Source organism: Chromobacterium sp. IIBBL 290-4, from assembly GCF_024207115.1.
In the GTDB taxonomy this organism is placed as follows: Bacteria; Pseudomonadota; Gammaproteobacteria; order Burkholderiales; family Chromobacteriaceae; genus Chromobacterium.
In genome coordinates, this window is record NZ_CP100128.1 from 3729528 (window position 1) to 3750492 (window position 20965).

The 20965-nt window shown below is 60.7% G+C and carries 19 protein-coding genes and 1 pseudogene; 10 read left to right on the top strand and 10 right to left on the bottom strand.

Annotation, left to right across the window (positions count from 1 at the left end; all coding sequences use genetic code 11):
- Positions 1-158: 158 nt before the first annotated feature.
- Positions 159-671, top strand: coding sequence for a PraA/PraB family alkane oxidation protein activator (locus NKT35_RS17440; RefSeq protein ID WP_254295343.1), 513 nt, complete (start codon positions 159-161; stop codon positions 669-671).
- Positions 672-696: 25 nt separating this feature from the next.
- On the opposite strand, the gene NKT35_RS17445 is transcribed toward NKT35_RS17440, so the two are convergent.
- Entirely contained in the window at positions 697-1080 is a 384-nt protein-coding gene (locus NKT35_RS17445) for a P-loop NTPase family protein (protein ID WP_254295345.1), read from the bottom strand.
- Between the two features lie 287 nt (positions 1081-1367).
- On the opposite strand from NKT35_RS17445, the gene cysC reads away from it, so the two are divergent.
- From cysC to NKT35_RS17480, 7 genes are all read left to right on the top strand, one after another.
- Positions 1368-2063: an adenylyl-sulfate kinase gene (gene cysC / locus NKT35_RS17450; RefSeq protein ID WP_254295347.1), complete on the top strand. Its 696-nt coding sequence runs from the start codon at positions 1368-1370 to the stop codon at positions 2061-2063.
- Complete coding sequence (locus NKT35_RS17455) at positions 2047-3123, top strand: sulfotransferase family protein (protein ID WP_254295348.1); 1077 nt, start codon at positions 2047-2049, stop codon at positions 3121-3123. Before cysC ends, NKT35_RS17455 begins: the two co-directional genes overlap by 17 nt.
- A gap of 87 nt (positions 3124-3210) precedes the next feature.
- Positions 3211-3756, top strand: coding sequence for a GbsR/MarR family transcriptional regulator (locus tag NKT35_RS17460; protein ID WP_254295350.1), 546 nt, complete (start codon positions 3211-3213; stop codon positions 3754-3756).
- A 175-nt stretch (positions 3757-3931) separates the two neighbouring features.
- Complete coding sequence (locus NKT35_RS17465) at positions 3932-4297, top strand: hypothetical protein (RefSeq protein WP_254295352.1); 366 nt, start codon at positions 3932-3934, stop codon at positions 4295-4297.
- Positions 4294-5127: an NAD-dependent epimerase/dehydratase family protein gene (locus tag NKT35_RS17470; protein WP_254295353.1), complete on the top strand. Its 834-nt coding sequence runs from the start codon at positions 4294-4296 to the stop codon at positions 5125-5127. Before NKT35_RS17465 ends, NKT35_RS17470 begins: the two co-directional genes overlap by 4 nt.
- Positions 5124-5492, top strand: coding sequence for a DoxX-like family protein (locus tag NKT35_RS17475; protein ID WP_254295355.1), 369 nt, complete (start codon positions 5124-5126; stop codon positions 5490-5492). The genes NKT35_RS17470 and NKT35_RS17475 overlap by 4 nt, the downstream gene beginning before the upstream one ends.
- Complete coding sequence (locus NKT35_RS17480; protein WP_254295356.1) at positions 5489-5962, top strand: DUF2269 family protein; 474 nt, start codon at positions 5489-5491, stop codon at positions 5960-5962. The genes NKT35_RS17475 and NKT35_RS17480 overlap by 4 nt, the downstream gene beginning before the upstream one ends.
- A 71-nt stretch (positions 5963-6033) precedes the next feature.
- Here the strand turns inward: NKT35_RS17480 and NKT35_RS17485 are convergent, their stop codons facing one another.
- The 3 genes from NKT35_RS17485 to leuC all read right to left on the bottom strand — a co-directional run bounded on the left by NKT35_RS17485 (position 6034) and on the right by leuC (position 9485).
- Positions 6034-7356 carry a 2-hydroxycarboxylate transporter family protein gene (locus NKT35_RS17485; RefSeq protein ID WP_254295358.1) on the bottom strand — a complete coding sequence of 441 codons (1323 nt, stop codon included), beginning with the start codon at positions 7354-7356 and terminating at the stop codon, positions 6034-6036.
- 63 nt (positions 7357-7419) lie between these two features.
- The gene (gene leuD, locus NKT35_RS17490) at positions 7420-8058 is read right to left on the bottom strand and encodes a 3-isopropylmalate dehydratase small subunit (RefSeq protein ID WP_254295359.1); all 639 of its coding nucleotides are present in this window, start codon (positions 8056-8058) and stop codon (positions 7420-7422) included.
- Positions 8055-9485: a 3-isopropylmalate dehydratase large subunit gene (gene leuC / locus NKT35_RS17495; RefSeq protein WP_254295361.1), complete on the bottom strand. Its 1431-nt coding sequence runs from the start codon at positions 9483-9485 to the stop codon at positions 8055-8057. The genes leuD and leuC overlap by 4 nt, the downstream gene beginning before the upstream one ends.
- A gap of 79 nt (positions 9486-9564) precedes the next feature.
- Here leuC and NKT35_RS17500 point away from each other — a divergent pair, with 79 nt between their 5' ends.
- Positions 9565-10521, top strand: a complete 957-nt coding sequence (locus tag NKT35_RS17500) for a LysR family transcriptional regulator (RefSeq protein ID WP_254295363.1) — start codon at positions 9565-9567, stop codon at positions 10519-10521.
- 661 nt (positions 10522-11182) lie between these two features.
- On the top strand, positions 11183-16369 hold the full coding sequence (locus tag NKT35_RS17505) for a calcium-binding protein (RefSeq protein ID WP_254295364.1): 5187 nt from the start codon (positions 11183-11185) through the stop codon (positions 16367-16369).
- 406 nt (positions 16370-16775) lie between these two features.
- Here NKT35_RS17505 and NKT35_RS24220 read toward each other — a convergent pair.
- From NKT35_RS24220 to NKT35_RS17530, 6 genes and pseudogenes are all read right to left on the bottom strand, one after another.
- Positions 16776-16877, bottom strand: a pseudogene (locus NKT35_RS24220) (phage integrase central domain-containing protein); the annotation flags it as partial.
- Positions 16878-17264: 387 nt separating this feature from the next.
- Positions 17265-17540 carry a helix-turn-helix transcriptional regulator gene (locus tag NKT35_RS17510; RefSeq protein ID WP_254295366.1) on the bottom strand — a complete coding sequence of 92 codons (276 nt, stop codon included), beginning with the start codon at positions 17538-17540 and terminating at the stop codon, positions 17265-17267.
- A gap of 123 nt (positions 17541-17663) precedes the next feature.
- Positions 17664-18044, bottom strand: a complete 381-nt coding sequence (locus NKT35_RS17515) for a hypothetical protein (RefSeq protein WP_254295368.1) — start codon at positions 18042-18044, stop codon at positions 17664-17666.
- Entirely contained in the window at positions 18041-18250 is a 210-nt protein-coding gene (locus NKT35_RS17520) for a hypothetical protein (RefSeq protein WP_254295370.1), read from the bottom strand. The genes NKT35_RS17515 and NKT35_RS17520 overlap by 4 nt, the downstream gene beginning before the upstream one ends.
- A 40-nt stretch (positions 18251-18290) precedes the next feature.
- Positions 18291-20546, bottom strand: a complete 2256-nt coding sequence (locus tag NKT35_RS17525) for a replication endonuclease (protein WP_254295372.1) — start codon at positions 20544-20546, stop codon at positions 18291-18293.
- The gene (locus tag NKT35_RS17530; protein ID WP_254295374.1) at positions 20543-20953 is read right to left on the bottom strand and encodes a hypothetical protein; all 411 of its coding nucleotides are present in this window, start codon (positions 20951-20953) and stop codon (positions 20543-20545) included. Before NKT35_RS17530 ends, NKT35_RS17525 begins: the two co-directional genes overlap by 4 nt.
- Between the last annotated feature and the right edge of the window lie 12 nt (positions 20954-20965).

Below are 20965 nucleotides of genomic sequence, written 5' to 3' on the forward strand. Positions count from 1 at the left end.
GGCATGCTTTGCATGATCTTGGTCAAATCCAGTCTTTTGATGCCAATTCAATATTTGCTCAAGCTTGATGGGGCTGGACTTGCCGCGGTTTGGCAGTTTCAAAGCGAAATTAAGCGAGCGCATCAATCCAAACCAAAATCATAAGGTGGCATTCCAAGATGAAAAAAATAGAAAAGATTCTGGCTGTCGGTATTTTCGCCTTGGCTGCCGGCATGTCGTTGCCGGCTTCCGCTGTGACCATCACGCCGCCCGGCCCCAATGGCGCGGCGGCTCCGTTCACGGCGGTTGGTCCGGCGGTAGTCGGCAAGTCCGGCGTGGAGGTGGATTGCACCGTGACCTTCAGCGGCACGGTGGATGGCGGCGGCAACATCCTGATCAGCAACGTGGTTTTCAAGGGCATTCCCGTGTGCAGGATGATCAAGGCCAGCGCCACGCCGGACACGCCCTGGGTGGGCAAGGTGCTGGCCACCGATCAACTGTCTTTCGACAATGCCTCGGTGAGCGTCAATACACCCATACTCGGCGGTTTATGCGGTCCCAGCCAGGTTGGCGGCAAGATTGTAGATAGCGGCAGCCAAACATCCATAGTGCTGAGCAATGCTCCGCTGAGTGGCGGCTGCTCGATTTCCGCGACCGTCAGCACCACGCCGTATATGCATGTAAGCCCATGATCGCGAGAAGGGCTGCGTTGCCCCGCTAGTACGCCGCAAGCCTGGCATCAAGCCAGGCTTGCGTCTGCTCCTCGCTTTGCAGCCGGGTCTTCTCGCCGGAGAACGCGTCGAATAATCCCAGATGGCCCGCCCGGGAACACGATCCGGATCGCGCATCGTATTCCGAGGCCCAGGCCAGCAAGGCCGCCGCGGCATCGGAATCTTGCGTTCTATCCAGGTGGGCGCCGCCGGCGAGGCGTTTGATGAGCCTGACGCGGCAAACGGGCCAGGGCAGATCCAGCCAGACCAGGCTCTGGGCATGGGGGAGGAAGGATTGCGCCAGTTGGCCGAAGACGCCCTCCACGATCCAGTCGGCCGCGCTCAGCGCCACGGCGACCATGTCCTGTTGTTCCGCAACAGGTCTGGGCATGGAATCCGCCGTCCTGCCAGAACAAGGTGGTCCAGGTGCGTGATGGGGAGGCCGGCGGCGGCGGCCAGCCGAGATGCCAACCAGGTTTTGCCGCTGCCGCTATTGCCGATAATCAGGGTCCGCATGGTTTGACCGTAAAACTGCTGGCGATATTTCATTTGCATGCCGCGGTAAATCCATGGCATGGCTATGCGGCCGTCGTTATGAAAATCAAAATACGTACAAATGCTAGGTCTGTACTTTTGACTAGATAACTATCCAATTAGCCACTATTTCTTAATAAGGTGTTGAAAAAGCAAGAAAATGGTCAGTGGGGTGGCGAGATGGAGCGTTTGCCGATTGAGTCGAGTGCGCCTAAGCATATTTTCAAAAGCAGCAGCCGGGTAAGCAGCGCTTGCCGCCAAGCCTTGTTCGGCCATGAGGCCCTGACGATCTGGATGACCGGGCTGAGCGGCGCGGGGAAATCCACCATCGCCTACGCGCTGGAGAGGCGGCTGATTGACGACGGCTTTTCGGCGGTGGCGCTGGACGGCGACAATCTGCGCCATGGCCTGAACCGCGATCTGGGTTTTTCCCATCAGGATCGCAGCGAGAATATCCGCAGATTGGCGGAAGTGGCGGGGTTGATGAACGACGCGGGGTTGATCGTCATCGTCGCTTGCATTTCCCCGCTGCGCGAGGACAGAGAGCGCGCGCGCGGCATCGTGGGGGAAACGCGGTTCGCGGAAGTATATGTCAGCACCTCGCTGGCGGTGTGCGAGCAAAGAGACTGCAAAGGCTTGTACGCCAAGGCGAGGTCAGGCGAAATCGTTCAATTCACCGGCATTTCCGCGCCGTACGAAGCGCCGGATCATGCCGCCTTGACCGTGGATACCTCGCTGATGGCGCTGAGGGAGTCCGTGGATCTGCTGACGAGAATGACCCAGCACTGTTGCGGTTTGTTCAATCTTGCCGTGGAGCGAGATCATGATTTCCAGATATGAAGGCGATCGTCCTTTACCCGTGCTGATGATTCCGCTGCGCCGCTGCGGCAGCCACGCTTTGCGGCTGCGCTTGAACTTCAGCCGAGACTTTTATTCGCCTTATCCTTTGCATCTGGTGGATTTCGTCCCGCTGCTTCCGCTGTACGGCGATTTGAGCGAGGACCGGAACTACTTTCAGCTGGTGGTGGACGTGGTGGGCCTGCAGGCCGTGAGCATGGTCAAGTGGCCGGATGCGGTGTTTGATCCCGTGGAAATCTTCGAGGCCTTGGCCGGCCAGCCGCGCAGCGTGCACAGGATTGCCTGGGAGCTGTTGTTCCGCGCGGGTGAGAGGCAAGGCGCGCGCGTGGTGATGGATAAATCTTTGGATAACGTCCATTACGCCGACGAGTTGTTGCAGCTGTTTCCCCAGATGAGGTTTCTCAATGTGGTGCGAGACCCGCGCGCGCAAGTCGCCTCGATCAATCGCGCCATCATCCACGACTTCGACACCGCGCTGAATCTCAAGACTTGGGTGGCGGCCTATCAGGCGGCGGATCATTTGCTGACGCGCTATCCGGACAAAGTGCTGACCATCCGCTACGAAGACTTTCTGCAGGATCAGGAGCGCGCGCTGAGGCAGATCTGCGATTTCTTCGGCTTGGTCTTCTTGCCGCAGATGCTGGATATCCGCAGCTCCGCCGAGGCGGCGCAGATCGCCAACTTGTCGGCGCTGTGGTCATCCAATTATTTTCCGCCGATAGCCGCGCATGCGGACAAGTTCAGGCAGCAGCTGTCGATGCGCGAGATCGAATTGATAGAAACCGCATGCCAGGACTATATGCAGCGCTACGGCTATACCATGATGACGCCGGCGCAGCTGCCTTTGTCCGATGAGTTGCTCGCCTCCGCGCTGGAGCGGTCCCGCAGCGCGCGGGAGCAGGCGTGGCGCGATTTGAAAACCAATAATTACCGCGACTATATCTTGAGACGCGGCCGGGCCGACTATCTGGAGAATCTGAGTCGACGTTTGCAGCGCGACGCTCAAGGCGAAGGCCTGACGCAATCGACGGCGGTGGAGTAGCGCCGGGCGGGATGGCGATGGGAGGTGCGCTTGCGCGCTTAAATTTCTCTGTTGACAGAAATTTCGGAAATAACTATCGTGTATCTCATGGAACTCACACCTGTAAGCCAACGATTCGTACTGCACTGGGGCGAGATGGGCACCCGCTGGGGCGTCAACCGCACGGTCGCGCAAATACACGCGCTGCTGTTCATCAGCGGCAAGGCGATGTGCGCGGAGGAACTGGCGGAAACGCTGAATGTCGCCCGCTCCAATGTCAGCAACAGCTTGAAGGAGCTGCAAAGCTGGAAACTGATCCGCATCGCCCATGTGCTGGGAGATAGGCGCGATCATTTCGAGACCTCGGGCGATGTGTGGGAACTGTTCCGCATCATTGTCGCCGAGCGGCAGCGGCGCGAGATCGAGCCGACGCTGCAAGTGCTGCGCGAGTGCATGGAGAGTCCGGACTTCAAGCTGGAAAGCCCGCTGGTGCAGCAGCGGATACGCAATACCTGGCAATTCATGGACACCTTGACCGCGTGGACGCGGGAAATGCTGCGGCTGTCCACCGCCACGCTGGGCAAGGTGCTGAAGATGGGCGCTGGCATCCAGAAGTTGTTGGGCCGCAATGGCAAGCCGGAGGCGAGCGAATGAACGGCGAGCGCGGAGCCTGTTGCGCAGCAGGCCGCGCCTTGCCGGCGCGGGAGGCGCAGTGCGGCGCGCGTTGCAGAAGGTTTGGGCCTGCGAGCTTACGGCGCAGGTTTTTATGGCTGTTTTTTTTAAACCAATATTTCTGTTTTGACAGAAATTTCAGAATTAGGAGATTGCCATGGGCGGGTTCATCTTGATCATGATTCTGGTGCCGGTTCTTTGCAGTTTGCTGTGCTGGTGGCTGCTGGCGGAGCCATTGCGGCGGGTGACGCGCGCCTTGTGCGAAAGCGGCGAGGGCGCGCCGTTCTGGAGTCGGGCGTTTTTGCTGCTGGTGCTAGCCACGCCGCTGCTGACGGTATTGCTGCTGGCGCCGGAGCAGGCATCCTCCTCGCTATGGCTGGATATTCGGGCAGTGTTGAAATGGTCTTTGATAGGCGTGGTGGCGCAGTTGCTGGTGTTGGTGCGCTTGGTGTGGCGCCAGGTGGCGTTCAGCCGGCCTAAGCATTCTCCGCTGCCGGCCGCAGTTTCGGAGGCTGCGCAATGAAAATCCTGCTACTGGGCGCTCGCGGCTTTATCGGACGGAGAGTGGCCGCAGCTTTGCGCCGCCAAGGCTATCCGCTGTTGACGCCATCCCGAGCCGAGCTTGATCTGACTTGTCCGGGACCCGCTTGGACGGACTGGCTGGATGGCGTGGCGGCGATCGTCAATATGGCTGGCCTGCTGCGGGAGCGCCGGGAGGGCGAGCTGGAGGCTGCGCATCATTTCGGTCCGGCGCATCTGGCTGGTTTGGCGAGGCGGCTAGGCGTGCGCCGCTGGGTGCAGCTGTCGGCTTTGGGCGCGTCGGAGGAGGCCGACACCTTGTTTCTGGCCAGCAAGGGGCGAGGGGACGCGGCCTTGCTCGCCAGCGGCCTGGATGTCGCCGTCGTCCGCCCCTCGCTGGTGTATGGCGATGATGGCGCTAGCAGCCGCCTGCTGTTGGCCTTGTCCCGCTTGCCGTTCTGGCCGCTGCCCGAGGGCGGCGCGCAAAGAGTGAGGCCCGTGGCGGCGGACGAGGTTGCCGAAGGGCTGCGCAAATTGGTGGAGGGAGAGGTTTGCGGCGTGGTGGACTTTGTCGGGGCGGAGGAGGCCGCGTTGGCAGACTACTTGCGGCAATTGCGCCGCATGCAGGGCATCAGCTCGCCGCCGCGGGTATGGTCCATGCCCAGCCGCTTGGCCGATGGTTTGGCCGCATGCGGCGCGCGCGTGCCGGGCAGCTTGCTGGATGCCGACAGCCTGCGCATGCTGCGCCAGGGCTCCACCGCGGACCCGGCCGCTTTCGCCGCGTTGCTTGGCCGCCAGCCGCTGTCGTTCAGGCAGTTCGGGGAGGTCGCATGAAAGTTTCGCGGCGAATGGTGGAGTTGTCGCTGGCCGCGCTGTGGCTGTGGAGCGGCCTGCAGCCGCCGCTGACGGCCTGGAGCGTTTCTATCGATATGCTGGGCCGGCTGGGTTTGCCGCAGGCTGCGCTGGCGCCGCTGTTTCTGCTTTCCTGCGCGCTGGATGTCGCGTACGCGGTCTGGATCGTTTGGCGGCCTGGCGTACTGGCCTGGCGGCTGCAGGCGCTGACCGTGTTGTTTTACAGCGCAGCGGTGGCGGTGGCCTTGCCGGAGAACTGGCTGCATCCGTTCGCGCCGCTGGTGAAGAACTTGCCCATCCTGGCGATGCTGCTGTGGCTGGGCGCCAATCGGGAGGAAAAATCATGAATGCCTATTTGATCGTCAAGACCCTGCACATTCTGTCCGCCACGCTGATGGTGGGCACCGGACTCGGCTCCGCCTTCTACATGTTCTTCGCCAACCGCGGCGGCAAGGTGGCGGCGCAGGCTGAAGTAGCCCGCTTGGTGGTGCGGGCCGATTGGTGGTTCACTACGCCGGCGGTGATTTTCCAGCCCTTGTCCGGCTTGTGGCTGGCGCATCAGGCAGGCTGGCCTTTGAGCCAGTCCTGGATTGTCTGGGCGCTGGGCTTGTTTTTATTCTCCGGCGCGTGCTGGCTGCCGGTTGTGTGGCTGCAGATCCGGATGGCTGGTATGGCCCGAGATGCGGCGGAGGCCGGCCAGGCGCTGCCGGCGCGCTACTGGCGTTTCGCGCGGATCTGGGAGCGCCTGGGTTATCCGGCCTTCTGCGCGATGCTGGCGGTGTATTTTCTGATGGTATTGAAGCCGGACTGGTCGTGAACGCGGGGCCAGAGGCCGGGGACAAGGTCTTCCCGCAGATCAGGCAAAGGGCGGCCACGGTCTCTTGATGGCTAGTGGAGAAGCTTCATCAGCAGCGTGGCCAGAACGATCATCGACGCCCCGCCGATACGGGTGGAGATTTGCGCGAAGGGCATCATTTCCATCCGGTTGGCGGCCGACAGAATCGCCACGTCGCCGGTGCCGCCCAGGCCGCTATGGCAGGCGGTGACAATCGCCGACTCAATCGGATACATCTTCAGCAACAAGCCGATGCCGAAGCCGCTGGCCACCATGGCCGTAACAATCACCGCGCAGAGCAGCACATATCCAGCGGTGACGGAGGCGAGCATCTGGTTCCACGGCACAAACAGTGTGCCCAGCCCCACCAGGATGGCGTATGTCAGATTGCTGGTCATGAACTTGTACATCTGGTAGGCGCCCAGTTCCATCTGCGCCGGCATGAGCTTGCTCACCTTGATCAAGGCGGTGGCGATGATCATCAACACCGGACCGGGTATGCCGCTAATCGGCGCGAGCAGGGCGCCCAAGGTAAAAATAGCGCAGGTGAGAAGCAGGCCCGCGCCCATCAGGCTTAAATTGATCGGCGTCTCATGCTGAGCGGCAAGCAGTTCACGATCCTCGCCGCTTTTGACCAGCATGCCGTCGCCACTGAACTGCGGCCGCTTCTTGCCGTAAAAGTTGAGCAGGCCGGCCAGCAAGATGGCCACGACATTGCCGATCAGAACGGCCGGAATCAGCGTGGCGACAATCTGCGCTTGCGGGATTCGGGTCATTTCGGAATAGCCGATGGAAAGCGGCAGGATGCCCTCGCCGATGCCGCCGCCCAAAATGGGAATGATGATATAGAAGAAGGTGTGCCAAGGGGTATAGCCGAACAATAGGCCGACAAGCACGCCGGCGGCGACGGCGCCCAGCGTTCCCACCAGCAGCGGGATGAACATCCGCAAAAAGCCCTGCACCAAAACCTTGTGGCTCATGCCGAGAATGCTGCCGACCACCAGACAGGCAATGTAGAGGTATTGCAGATTGGCGGTTTTCATCGCCGTGGTCAGGGCCTTCAGCATGTCGGGGTCGAACAGCTTGTATCCCAGCAATGCCGAGGGGACAAACAGGCAGAGAATGGCCGAGCCGCCGATATGCTTGAGCACGGGAATTCTCTTGCCCAGCTCGCCCAGCAGGAAGCCGGACAACATCATGACGGCCAGGCCGCCGATCAGGTCGTTCGGCAGGCGATGCGCGATGGCCGCGGCGACCACAATGGCGGCGAGCGACAAATAGAGCGGCAAGGGCAGCGGTCCGATGCGCATGGCCATCAGCTTGCTCCATGGCCCATTGCCTGCCGGCGGGTTGCTAACGGTTTCCTCTATATGCATTTTTGTCTCCTCAGATAGGGCGTGACGGCGCCGCCGGACCGGAGGTCCGGCAGGGCGCCCCGCTTACGCCAAACGGTTTTTTGTCATGGAGGCGATGTCTTTCAGCCAGGGCCGCTGCTGCCAATGCTTGGCCGCGAATGCGTGGATCTGGTCTTGCATGGCCAAGGTCGCGCCTATCATGTCCAGGCCTTCGAGGAACATCCGGCGATGGCGTTCTGACAGCGAGAAAGACGCCATCAGACTCTTGCTTCGCACCGTCATGGATGCGACATCGATCGCGACCAGGCTGTTTTCCGGCGTGGAGACATCGGCCAGAATGGCCTCGACATCGGTCTCGGCCAGCGCCACCAGCATCAGGCTGTTGTTCATCGCGTTCGAATAGAAAATTTCGCCGAAGCTGGGAGCGATCACTGCCTGGATGCCGTATTGCCGCAGGCCCCAGACCGCGTGTTCGCGGCTGGATCCGCAGCCGAAATTGGGGCCGGCGACCAGGATCCTGGCCGCGGCGTATTCCGGCCGATTGAGCACGAATTCCGGGCGGGGCTTTCCATCCGGGCCGAAGCGCATGTCGTATAGCAGGCCCTCGGCCAGGCCCGCCTTGTCGATGCGGCGCAGGAATTGCTTCGGCATGATCTGGTCGGTGTCCAGATTGCTGAGCGGCAAGGGCGCGGCCATGCCTTCGATTCGGGTTTGAACGGTCATGCTTGGGCTCCCAGTTTGCGAACATCGGTGATGCAGCCGGCGACGGCGGCGGCGGCGGCCATGGCCGGACTCATCAGGTGGGTGATCGCATCCCGGCCTTGGCGGCCTTCGAAATTGCGGTTGGTGGTGGAGGCGCACCGCTCTCCGGGGTTGAGCACGTCGTCATTCATGGCCAGGCATAGGGAACAGCCGGGTTGACGCCATTCAAAGCCGGCCTCGATGAAGAGCTGAGCCAGGCCTTCCTGTTCGGCCTGGCGGCGCACTTCGCCTGAGCCCGGCACGATCATGGCGCGCACCGAAGGCGCCACGCTTCGTCCGCGCACGATCTCCGCGACAGCGCGCAAGTCCTCGATGCGGGCATTGGTGCAAGAGCCGATGAAGACGCGTTGGACAGGCAAGCCTTCCAGTTGGGCGCCTTCGGCCAGGCCGGTATAGCGCAGCGCCCGTTGCATGGTGAGCCGCTCAGGCCCCTCCGGCGTCAACGCAGCAGAGGGGACGCGGCCGCTGATCGGAATGGATTGGTCGGGGCTGGTGCCCCATGTCACATAGGGCTCGACGTCGCCGGCCTGGAATTCGAGCTCAAGGTCGAATGGGGCGCCGTCGTCGCTGCGCAGGGCGCGCCAGTCCGCTTTCGCGGCGTCCAGCGTCGCGCCGGCCAGGTCCGGGCAGTGGCGGGCGATGTATTCCAGCGTCAGCGCATCCGGCGCGATGAGCGCGCCGCGCGCGCCGGCCTCGACCGCCATATTGCACAGCGTCATCCGCGCCTCTATCGTCAGCGCTTCAATGGCTTCGCCGCAAAACTCGACCGCGTAGCCGCGCGCGCCGTGCGCGCCGATCCGGTTGATGATCAGCAGGATCAGGTCCTTGGCGGTGGTGCCGAGCGGCAAGCGGCCGGCTACATGGATGCGCATGGTTTGCGCGAGGCGATACACCAGGGTCTGGGTCGCCAATACGTGTTCGACTTCGGAGGTGCCGATGCCGAAGCCCAAGGCCCCCAGCGCGCCATAGGTTGTGGTGTGGCTGTCTCCGCAGAGGATGACCATGCCCGGGCGGATCATGCCCAGCTCCGGCGCGATGACATGTTCTATGCCTTGAAAACGGTCGTTGGCGTCGAAAAGCGGGATGCCGTGGCGGTCACAATTCTTTTTCAGGTTCGAGGCCTGCAATGCCGAATTCGGCTCCTCGATGATGCGGATCGCCACGGGGTGGGTCGGGATGATGTGGTCGACCACCGATACGTTCTGGCCGGGCTGCAAGACTGTGCGGCCGGCTTCCGCCAGCCCGGCGAAGGCTTGAGGGCTGGTGTACTCGTTCATGATGTGCAGGTCGGCGTAAAGCAGCACGTTCTGCGGATCCAGACGCGCTACCGTGTGGGTGTCGACCAGCTTCTGGTAAAGCGTTTGGGGTGGGGTTTGCAATGCGGTCACTCTTGTCTCCCGGTGAGCCTGAAAGCGAGGCGGCTTCCTTTGGAGGCAAGTTAGTGGATTGCAAATTTCTGTACAATAATTGAAATATCAAACTGTTTTTAACTTGAACGCAAAAATGAATTCCATATCCGACGTCGCTTTTTTCCTGGAAGTGGTGAAGGCGGGCACGCTGTCCGGCGCGGCGCAAGAGCTGGGCGTATCCACCGCCGCCGTCAGCCGGCGTTTGGCCAATCTGGAGGCGCGGCTCGGCATCCGGCTGTTGAACCGCACGACGAGACGGGCGGCCGTCACGTATGAAGGCGAGCTGTATCTGGCGGAGGGGAAAAAGATTCTTGGGGAACTGGAGGAACTGGAGCAAAGGCTGGCCAGCGCGCAGACCGTCCCGAAGGGGCTGTTGCGCGTCAATGCGACCTTCGGCTTCGGCCGGCAATTCATCGCCCCGGCCATCGCGGACTTCGTCGAGCTTTATCCCGATGTCGAAGTCCAGTTATCCCTGTCTGACCGCCCGGTCAATCTGATCGAGGAGGGCTTCGATGTCTGCATCCGTTTCGGCGAACTGCCCGACGCTCGCATCACCTCGAGGAAGATCGCCAGCAATCGCCGCCTGTTATGCGCATCACCGGCCTATCTGGAACGTTTCGGCGCGCCTGTCTCCCCGATGGATCTGCAGCGCCACCGCTGCATCGTGATCCGGGAAAGCGACGAAACCTATGGCGCGTGGCACCTTCATTCAGGAAATACGCAAGCCAATGTGAAGGTCCGCGGGACGGTCTCGACCAATGATGGCGAGGTCGCAGTCAGCTGGGCATTGCGGGGGCTGGGGATATTGCTGCGCTCGGAGTGGAATGTCGCGCCTTACCTGCGCTCGGGCCGATTGCGCGAAGTGCTCGGCGACTGGCGATTTCCGGCGGCCGACATTCACGCGGTCTATCCGATGAAGAGCAACCTGTCGGCGAAAGTGCGGGCCTTCGTCAGCCATCTGGATAAGCATTTTGAGCCCTATCGCTCAGGAGTGGGTGAAAAGGGTGGTTGGTAGTGTCCTTGCAAAATGGCGCAGATAGTCTCGCTATTCCCCTCCAGGCAGTTGGTGCAATGTCAGGTTTAAATCAATCGCATACTCCCTGCGCCACGAGAGCGGCAATGCTCCGGTGCATGCCCTGCCTATGCATCCTGGGCGAGCAAGCTAGCGGGCTCTTGCGCTTTGGCGTGCTTGTCTGGAATGCGGCAAGTCTTTGATGAAAAACGATTGCTTTGCATGCGGTGGAGGGCGTTGATCCAGGCACAATCATTCGAATGGCAAATGACATGACATTTATATGCTATTTGGTAGAATAGTCGTCATGCTGAATGCTTGCTATGACGCATGCTGATAGCGCTAGCCTGCGCTGTCTGGGGCTTCTTCAATACCTGTTGCGCGATGGCGTGCTCGTTAGGCATCGCTGTAGATCCAACAGACTCAGCTTGCCATCGGCTGTGCTATGACATGTCAATTGCACAGCTTGTATTTTGTCATGGAGGCTGACTTTCAATGGCGGGCAAGTCCGCAGGTATTTCATTAGGAGAGCACGCTCCCACCGCTCAGTTGCACTGAGCTGGCTAGCGTCGGGCAGGCTGGCGTATCGCTTGTGATAGGCATGTGTTGTTGGTGCAGCCGCGGTCTCGGCGGAGGCAAAAAGAGTTCAGATAAAGGAAATATAATGTCGAAATCAAATAATACTTCTGTTAGCCCCTTGGTCATTATTGGCGGGCAGAACGGCGTGATGAACGCTGGCAGCGAGCAAGATTTTTTTGTTCTGAATGCAGGCTGCGGTTTGATGGTGCTGAATGAAATGACCCATAAACTCAGCCAAAACACGGTAGATACGGTGAAACTGGGCTCCGGGTTCAACGCCAGCCAAACCAAGATCATACGCGACTTGTCGAATAATCTGATATTGGATTTCGGCAATGGCGACCAATTGAAACTGACTGCTTATTTTGATTCGGCCTTGTCCAAGCCGTTGATCAGCTTTGCCGATGGCAGCAGTTGGGATTATGCGGCCATCGCCAATCAGCTGGTGTTTGCCGACACCAGCAGCGGCAGCCAGTACCTGTATGGCTTGTCGGGAGTGGACAACCGCATCGTGGGCGGAGAGGCCGACACGCTGACGGCGGGAGCCGGCAACGATACCTTGACCGCGGGCCACCACAATACCCTGATCGCCGGCATCGGCCGCGACACCTTCGTGCTCAATCGGGGCTGCGGCCCGACCGTGCTGAACGAGTCCTCCAAACTCAGCCAGAACACGGTGGACGTGGTGGCGTTGGGCGCGGGCTTCAGCGCCAGCCAGACCAAGATCATCCGCGACCCGTCGAGCAATCTGATACTGGACTTCGGCAATGGCGACCAATTGACAGTCAGAAACTACTTCAGCAATCCGAATGTCACCCGGCCGCTGATTAATTTCGCCGACGGTGTCAGTTGGGACTTTCCGGCCATCGCCAATCAGCTGGTGTTTGTCGACACCAGCAGCGGCAGCCAGTACCTGTATGGCTTGCCTGGCGTGGACAACCGCATTGTGGGTGGGGAGGCCGACACGCTGACGGCGGGAGCCGGCAACGATACCTTGACCGCGGGCCACAACAATAACCTGATCGCGGGTACCGGACGAGACACCTTCGTGCTCAATCGGGGCTGCGGGCTGACAGTGCTGAATGAGTCCTCCAAACTCAGCCAGAACACGGTGGACGTGGTGGCGTTGGGCGCGGGCATCAGCGCCAGTCAGACTAAAATCATCCGCGACCCGTCGAGCAATCTGATACTGGACTTCGGCAACGGCGATCAACTGACCGTCAGAAACTACTTCAGCAACCCGAATGTCACCCGGCCGCTGATTAATTTCGCCGACGGCGTCAGCTGGGACTTCCCGGCCATCGCCAATCAACTGGTGTTTACCGACACCAGCAGCGGCAGCCAGTACCTGTATGGCTTGCCTGGCGTGGACAACCGCATTGTGGGTGGGGAGGCCGATACCCTGACTGCGGGAGCCGGCAACGATACCTTGACCGCGGGCCACAACAATAACCTGATCGCGGGTACCGGACGAGACACCTTCGTGCTCAATCGGGGCTGCGGGCTGACAGTGCTGAATGAGTCCTCCAAACTCAGCCAGAACACGGTGGACGTGGTGGCGTTGGGCGCGGGCATCAGCGCCAGTCAGACTAAAATCATCCGCGACCCGTCGAGCAATCTGATACTGGACTTCGGCAATGGCGACCAATTGACCGTCAGAAACTACTTCAGCAATCCGAATATCACCCGGCCGCTGATCAATTTCGCCAACGGCGTCAGCTGGGATTTTTCGGCCATCGCCAATCAGCTGGTGTTTACCGACACCAGCAGCGGCAGCCAGTACCTGTATGGCTTGCCTGGCGTGGACAACCGCATTGTGGGTGGGGAGGCCGATACCCTGACTGCGGGAGCCGGCAACGATACCTTGACCGCGGGCCACAACAATAACCTGATCGCGGGTACCGGGCGAGACACTTTTGTGCTCAATCGGGGCTGTGGACAGACCGTGCTGAACGAGGCCGTCAAACTCAGCCAGAACACGGTGGACGTGGTGAAATTGGGCGCGGGCATCAGCGCCGGCCAGACCAAGATCATCCGAGACCCGTCGAGCAATCTGATACTGGACTTCGGCAACGGCGATCAACTGACCGTCAGAAACTACTTCAGCAATCCGAACAACATCCGGCCGCTGATCCATTTCGCCGACGGCACCAACTGGGACTTTGCGTTCATCACCAATCAACCGCCGAATATTAATCCGGGCCCGACATTTGTTGCTGGTTCAAACAGCATGTTGATTGCGGATGCCAATCAGGATACTTTCATTTTGAACCGGGGTTGCGGGCTGACGATGCTGAATGAGTCAGCCAAATCCAACCTGGGCCCGATTGATGTGGTGAAGCTGGGCGCAGGCATCAGCGCCAGCCAGACCAGGGTCATCCGCGATTTGTCGAATAGTCTTATTCTGGATTTCGGCAACGGCGACCAGTTAACTGTTCCCCGCTACTTCAATAACCCTAATGCCAACCCTATCGCCCGGCCCGTGTTTATTTTCACGGACGGTAGCAACTGGGACTTCCCGGCGATAGCCAATCAACTGGTGTTCACCGATACCGGCAGCGGCAATCAATTGAGCGGTTTGAAAGGCGTGGACAACCGCATGGTGGGCGCGGCCGGCGATACGCTGACGGCGGGCGACGGCAAGGATACATTGACAGCGGGCTTGAACAATACGCTGCACGCGGGCTCCGGGCAGGATACCTTTGTGCTCAATCGCGGCTGCGGCCAGACGATGTTGTATGAGTCTTCCAAAATGAACCTGGGCCCGGTGGATGTGGTGAAGCTGGGGACGGGCATCCGCGCCAGCCAGACCAAGATCATTCGAGACCTGTCGGATAATCTGGTACTGGACTTCGGCAACGGCGACCAATTGACCGTTTATCGCTATTTTGGCGATCCAAATGCCAATTCCAGCTCCAGGCCGCTGTTCAGCTTCGCAGACGGTAGCAGCTGGGATTTTCTGGCCGTCACCAATCAACTGGTGTTCACCGATACCAGCAGCGGCAATCATTATCTGTACGGTTTGCGGGGCGTGGACAACCGCATCGTGGGCGCGGCCGGCGATACGCTGACGGCGGGCGACGGCAAGGATACGCTGACAGCGAGCTTGAACAATACGCTGCACGCGGGCTCCGGGCAGGATACCTTTGTGCTCAATCGAGGCTGCGGACAGACGATGTTGTATGAGTCTTCCAAAATGAACCTGGGCCCGGTGGATGTGGTGAAGCTGGGGACGGGCATCAGCGCCAGCCAGACCAAGATCATTCGAGACCTGTCGAATAATTTGATACTGGACTTCGGCAACGGCGACCAATTGACCGTTTATCGCTATTTTGGCGATCCAAATGCCAATTCCAGCTCCAGGCCGCTGTTCAGCTTCGCAGACGGCAGCAGCTGGGATTTTCTGGCCGTCGCCAATCAACTGGTGTTCACCGATACCGGCAGCGGCAATCAATTGAGCGGTTTGAAAGGCGTGGACAACCGCATCGTGGGCGCGGCCGGCGATACGCTGACGGCGGGCGACGGCAAGGATACGCTGACAGCGAGCTTGAACAATACGCTGCACGCGGGCTCCGGGCAGGATACCTTTGTGCTCAATCGAGGCTGCGGACAGACGATGTTGTATGAGTCTTCCAAAATGAACCTGGGCCCGGTGGATGTGGTGAAGCTGGGGACGGGCATCAGCGCCAGCCAGACCAAGATCATTCGAGACCTGTCGAATAATTTGATACTGGACTTCGGCAACGGCGACCAATTGACCGTTTATCGCTATTTTGGCGATCCAAATGCCAATTCCAGCTCCAGGCCGCTGTTCAGCTTCACCGACGGCAGCAGCTGGGATTTTCTGGCTGTCGCTAATCAACTGGTGTTCACCGATACCGGCAGCGGCAATCAAGTGAGCGGTTTGCATGGCGTGGACAACCGCATGGTGGGTGCGGCCGGCGATACGCTGACGGCGGGCGACGGCAAGGATACGCTGACAGCGGGCTTGAACAATACGCTGCACGCGGGCTCCGGGCAGGATACCTTTGTGCTCAATCGAGGCTGCGGACAGACGATGTTATATGAGTCTTCCAAAATGAACCTGGGCCCGGTGGATGTGGTGAAGCTGGGGACGGGCATTAGCGCCAGCCAGACCAAGATCATTCGAGACCTGTCGGATAATCTGGTACTGGACTTCGGCAACGGCGACCAATTGACCGTTTATCGCTATTTTGGCGATCCAAATGCCAATTCCAGCTCCAGGCCGCTGTTCAGCTTCGCAGACGGTAGCAGCTGGGATTTTCTGGCCGTCGCCAATCAACTGGTGTTCACCGATACCAGCAGCGGCAATCATTATCTGTACGGTTTGCGGGGCGTGGACAACCGCATCGTGGGCGCGGCCGGCGACACGCTGACAGCCGGCGATGGCAACGATGTTCTGACCGCGGGCCGCAACAATACCTTGAACACCGGCGCGGGGCGGAATACGTTTGTGATCAATCCGGGCTGCGGGCAGACTGTGCTTAATGCATTCGCCAAGTCCAACTCCAGCCCGGTGGATACGGTGAAGCTGGGCGCTGGCATCAATGCCAGCCAGACCAAGATCATTCGAGACCTGTCGGATAATCTGGTGCTGGACTTCGGCAATGGCGACCAACTGACCATCAATGGTTACTTCAGCAATCCTAACTACCGGCCGTTGTTCAGTTTCGCCGATGGCCGCAGCTGGGACTTTCCTGCCGTCGCCAATCAACTGGTATTCACCGATGCCAGCAGCGGCAATCATTACCTGTACGGCTTGCAGGGGGTAGACAACCGCATGGTGGGCGCGGCAGGCGATACGCTGACGGCCGGAGACGGCATGGATACGCTGACGGCGGGTTTGAACAATACGCTGAATGCGGGGGCGGGGCAGGACACCTTTGTGCTGCGCGCCGGGACGGGCGTAGTCACGGTGAATGACAGCGGCGCAAAGCGGGATGCGAATAGCCGCGATGTGTTGCAGTTCGCGGATGCGACGCCTGACCATCTATGGTTCAAGTATGTCAATGGCTCGCTTGAAATCGATGTCTTGGGCACGACGGATGCTGTCATGGTGACAGGCTGGCAAAGCAGCGTCAGCCCGCATATCGGCTCCATCCAGGCGGGAGGAGTGACGCTTGCCTCTTCTGATGTCGATAAGCTGGTGCATGCCATGGCGGCGTTCTCTGCGCCGCCTGGGGGCGTGCATGCCTTGCCGCAGGATCAACAAGCCCAACTGCAACCGATATTGAGCGCGAGCTGGCATTAAGGTCCACGGGGAAAACAACGAGACCGGTCCGATTGGGCCGGTCTTTACTTTTGCCGATTTCGAAGCGGCTTCGCGTCCCTCTATGAGCTGGGTTGCCATTATCTTTCCGAAAAATCAGGCGTCTTGTACCGCCTGTGATGGGAGGGGCACGATATGCAGAGCACCGCTTTCAGCGTCCACTTCAGCTTTCGTGTTTCCAGCGGAATCGTCCAGATGGCCTTGTCCAGATCTAAGTCATTCCCGCTGGCTTGAACCGTTTCGCCCACTCGGGTGAAGCAGATCATGATGGGCTTGATCAGGCATTTGGTTTGCAGGGTTGATGTTTGCGTTTGCGGCCAATGTGCCAAGAAGGCGGGCAGTTCCTCGCGTGAGAGCGAAGGTTGGGGCCTTGAGATGGGGGTAATTCTCAGGCGAGATCTGCCGCAGGGTTGGAAGTGAATCGCCCCGTTTTAACCGCGCGCCGCCATATGGCATTGCAACGTTCGTGCAGTCGATTGGCCGTATCGTGCGGTCCCCGTTTTCAACGGCCTGCAATGTGAGGAGTATCATATATCCCCAGATGTGCCCCGTGCTAGCCCCGGCTGTTACATTGTCTGATCGTACTGGCCAGGAATGAAAAAAGCCGCCAAACCCTTAGTTTTGGCGGCTTTGCGGTCTGTTTAGATGCCGGCGTTTACGATGTCTTCACGGGTCAGCATAGTGGCGAATTGAAGTGTAAGATGCTGAAAAATATATAAATTGTGTTTTCATTTTTGTTTTATACCCCCAAATATACCCCTTGATTTTGTCACGGTGCGAGTACGAAATGCGGGGGGAGGACATGAAAAAAGCCATCGCTAGGATGGCTTTTTTCATGTCGGGGGACAAGCCCAGGGCTCAAGATGGATGGCCCATTTTATGCCGCATCACCCCTTAGGCCGGCGCAGGCAAAGCGCCAGGCAATCCACATTTCGATATGCGACTCCAGAAACCCAACCGAGCCGCCGCCCAGGGCGATGGAAGGCGGGAAGTCGTCGGAGGCCATCCAAGTGTAAAGCGTGGTCTTGGTGACGCCCACGCGCTCCAGCACGACGTCGCGGCGCAAATAGCGGTCGCCTTTGACCGGGCCTTTGCCATGCCAGGGGCGATTGGTTTTGTTCTGGATGGGTGCAGTTACGTTTTTGAGGTTCATCTCGACTCTCGTTGTGATCGGTTGGCGGCCATAGGCGAGCGGCCTTGCCGGTTTTCAGAGGACGGCGCCCAGGTTGATGGGGAGGGCCGGCCGCTCGCCTATGGCCGCTGTGCGGCCGGTTGTTCAGATGGCTTCCACTACCAGCTCCAGGCTGGAGCGTTCTTCGCCGACGGTTAGGATCTGGAAGCGGTCCCGGCCCTGGGCGTCCTGGCCGTTGGCGACGAGCTGGCGCTCCAGGGCTCGGCCGGCAAGCGCCACCACATACTGCTGCATTGGCAGCAGGTCGATGGACAGGCGCAGCACGATATACGGCACGTAGCCGGCGCCGGCTTCCGCGCGGGCATCCAGCTCTATGTCGCTCAGGCGGCGGGCCATGCGCTCGGCGCGCTCGATGTTGCGCAGCTGACCGTTTACCGCCTCCAGCTCGGCGCGGTAGCTGCTGGTGGTGGCGATCATCAGCCGGGTGTAGAGGTTGGTTTGCGGTTGGATGGCTACGGTGTTCATTGCGCTTGCTCCTGTTCTTGGTTTTCCATCAGCTGGCGCCACCTGGCGCGCAGCACGTTGCAGTGCTCATCGCTCCGGCCGAAGTGACGCGCCAGGAAGACTTTTCCCACGCGCTGGCCTTTCAGCAGGTTGCGGCCAATGACCACGGCCTCGGCATTGCGTTGCTGTTCGGCGCGTTCCAGCTGATCGAACAGCTTTTTCTCCAATACGGCTCTATCCGGTCCAAACATGCTTCCTCCTCGCCGCTTACGCGCGGCCTGCTTGGTTGATCCACTGCCGCGCCCTGGCGGTTGCCTGGGCCAGCTGCTGAGAAACGGCGATGCCTGGGCCGCCAGCGCTCCAGCGCTCGTCGCGCGGGCGGGTTTGGCGGCGGCGCGGCTTGTCGGTGCCGAGCGCCTGGGCGCGGATAGCGGACAGCGCTTCCAGCCCTTGGCTGTGCGTCATGCCCAGATTGGCGGCCAATCGCTTGTTGATCTTCTGCATGCGCACACGCTCTCGCGCCTGTTCGCGGTCGCGCTGGGCTTGTACTTCGGCGGCCTCAACGCCGCGCATGGCCCATTCGCGGACAAACTCAGGGAAGCAGCGCAGATATCTGACGTGCGCCTCGTATTCGCGGCGGGCGGCTAGTTCTTCGGCGCTCAGCAGCTCGCTGTCGTCGGCGAGGATGTTGTATTCGACCTCATCGGCCGCGCTCCACAGCCATTCCGGCTTCAGCTCGCCCTGGGGCGGAACTGACAAAAACGTAGAGTTATTGACACGAGTCCAAGGGGAAGCTGCGCTTCCCTCAACCCCGGCGGCCTTGCGGCTGATCTGCCACTCATGGACGCGGGTTTGCGCCAATTGGCCGCTGGCAAGCTCCACCACGCCAAACACGCGCTTTTGTCCTGGCTCGCCGTAGCGGTTTTCCGCCGGCAGGCTGTCGCGGGCGGTGCTGAGCGGCATGTCGGCGCGCTTGGCCTCATGGCCGCCCATCAGGTGGACAAAGCGGCCCCAATTGCCGGTGTCCGCGGCAATGGCGGCATGCATCAGCACGTCTTCGGCGTCGGCCGCTTGGTAATCCCAGCGGCGCAGCTCGCGCCACACGCCCACCGGCGGGCCGCCAATCTGCTGGAACTGGCGAATGCCCCAATGGCTGGCCCAGGCATCCACGCGGATGGCGGTAACCGTGGCATCGGTGGCGGCGGCTTGGTCTTTGCTCGCGCCATCGTCCGGGCCGGCCACGCCGGCGTGGTCTTGCGCCTCAAAGTCATCGCCGATGGATTGGCCGTTGTGCTTCATGCCGTCTATGTTTTTGGCCACATACTTGGCCAGGTAGCCGGCAGCGGTACCAATGCTCCAATCGATAGGCTTGAACCACACCCGCGGCTTGATGCCTTTCCACACCCAGCGCGGCGGATTGGCCCAGAAGTCAGCTTCAATGCCCAGTTTGTTGGCCATTTCGGCCAGCCTGCCCTTGGCGCCATTGGCGCGCAGCCCACGCGCCGCCTGCATGGCTTCGGTCTTGGTCAACAGGTAGGTCAGCCCCAGCTCTTGGCGGTCTTCGCGTACAGCGTGGCGCGCCACCACTCGGCGGAAGTCTGTGACTGCTTCTTTGGGCATGAACAGCAAGGCATGCCAGTGCGGCGTGCCGTCGTGGTGCGGCTCCGCCACGCGGAAGCCAAACGGTTTGATGCCCATGCGCGCCAGCGCGGCGGTAATGCGTGACCACACGCCCTGTAGGTAGTCGCGGGTGTCGATAGGCGTGGCGCCGTTGTACTTGGCATTGCGTTGTCCGCTGCCCTTATGGCGTGGGTGGAACCGGCTGGGGGCGGTGAGGGTGATGAACTCGCCGGCATAGTCCAGCCCTTGGGCGATGTGCTCGAAACCCGCAATCCGCACCATCAGTTCCGCGCGACGGATGGCAGGGTTGCTGATGCTCAGGTCCGCCAGTTCTTGCAGCGTGTATTCCTGGCCCAGCTCGTTGATGGCGGCCAGCGCCTCCAGCAAGCCGCGGTTGCGGCGCTTTTGCTCGCGGCGGCGAGCGATGGCGTCATGACTGGCGTATAAGCCGTGGCGGCAATGCACCAGCCCCAGCTGGATGGATAAGTGTTCGCTGCGGCGGGCATTGGCGCGGCGCAGGGCGCGGCGCCACCACAAGCTGCACGCCACGCGCTTGGCGCGGCCGGTAGCTGTTTTGCCGGCCGGCGGCTCCACGCCATAGCGGGCGCAGTAGCGTTCTAGCTGCTCCATGTTTGCGCCGCGGCTGAGCAGCTGGTCCGCCTCAAACGCGCGCTGCTTGGCAAATTCCACCAGCTCCATTTCGCACGCGCCCAGCGGCAGCGCGTCGCGCGGCATAAAGCGGGTGAGGTCGCGCAGCCAGGCGTTGGCCTCGGCCTCGCGCGGGTCTGCCTGATCCTGGGCCAGCACCAGGGGAGCGCCCCGGCGCTGGCGCCACTCGCGGCCAATCGCCCGGCCCAGGTGGCGCGGGAAACGGTCCAGATCAGGCAGGCGGCAAGTCTTCATGCGGCGCGCTCCTCGCGGGCGGCCGACTGGATGGCTTGCGGTTGTTCGGCGCGCAACGACTGGCCGCCGCGCAGCAGCTTGGCCTCCGCCACGCGGCTTTCCGAACATTGCGTCTCAATGGCGTAATTCATCATGCCCGACTGCCACAGGTTCAGAATGCGCAGGTCTAGCCCGTGCAGCAAAATCAGTTGATTGATGGCTTGCGCAGTCTCTTCAAGCACCACGATGGCGTCTTGGATGTCTGCCATCGCGTCTTTTTGAGCCGCACTCAGCACCTTGAGCCGCAGCGACTCCACGGACTCCAATACTGGACGGCACGCCGGCGAACGGACGGCCTCGATGTGGCGCAGTGCCTGCATGGCCATATCGTGGCCAGTGGGAAGTGGGAATTGCGAACGGGCATTCATGGCGATGGCTCC

Coding starts and splice junctions, on each gene's coding strand:
- NKT35_RS17440 (WP_254295343.1), top strand. CDS start 159: ATGAAAAAAATAGAAAAGATTCTGGCTGTCGGTATTTTCGCCTTGGCT.
- NKT35_RS17445 (WP_254295345.1), bottom strand. CDS start 1,080: ATGCCCAGACCTGTTGCGGAACAACAGGACATGGTCGCCGTGGCGCTG.
- NKT35_RS17455 (WP_254295348.1), top strand. CDS start 2,047: ATGATTTCCAGATATGAAGGCGATCGTCCTTTACCCGTGCTGATGATT.
- NKT35_RS17460 (WP_254295350.1), top strand. CDS start 3,211: ATGGAACTCACACCTGTAAGCCAACGATTCGTACTGCACTGGGGCGAG.
- NKT35_RS17465 (WP_254295352.1), top strand. CDS start 3,932: ATGGGCGGGTTCATCTTGATCATGATTCTGGTGCCGGTTCTTTGCAGT.
- NKT35_RS17470 (WP_254295353.1), top strand. CDS start 4,294: ATGAAAATCCTGCTACTGGGCGCTCGCGGCTTTATCGGACGGAGAGTG.
- NKT35_RS17475 (WP_254295355.1), top strand. CDS start 5,124: ATGAAAGTTTCGCGGCGAATGGTGGAGTTGTCGCTGGCCGCGCTGTGG.
- NKT35_RS17480 (WP_254295356.1), top strand. CDS start 5,489: ATGAATGCCTATTTGATCGTCAAGACCCTGCACATTCTGTCCGCCACG.
- NKT35_RS17485 (WP_254295358.1), bottom strand. CDS start 7,356: ATGCATATAGAGGAAACCGTTAGCAACCCGCCGGCAGGCAATGGGCCA.
- leuD (WP_254295359.1), bottom strand. CDS start 8,058: ATGACCGTTCAAACCCGAATCGAAGGCATGGCCGCGCCCTTGCCGCTC.
- NKT35_RS17505 (WP_254295364.1), top strand. CDS start 11,183: ATGTCGAAATCAAATAATACTTCTGTTAGCCCCTTGGTCATTATTGGC.
- NKT35_RS17510 (WP_254295366.1), bottom strand. CDS start 17,540: ATGAACCTCAAAAACGTAACTGCACCCATCCAGAACAAAACCAATCGC.
- NKT35_RS17515 (WP_254295368.1), bottom strand. CDS start 18,044: ATGAACACCGTAGCCATCCAACCGCAAACCAACCTCTACACCCGGCTG.
- NKT35_RS17525 (WP_254295372.1), bottom strand. CDS start 20,546: ATGAAGACTTGCCGCCTGCCTGATCTGGACCGTTTCCCGCGCCACCTG.
- NKT35_RS17530 (WP_254295374.1), bottom strand. CDS start 20,953: ATGAATGCCCGTTCGCAATTCCCACTTCCCACTGGCCACGATATGGCC.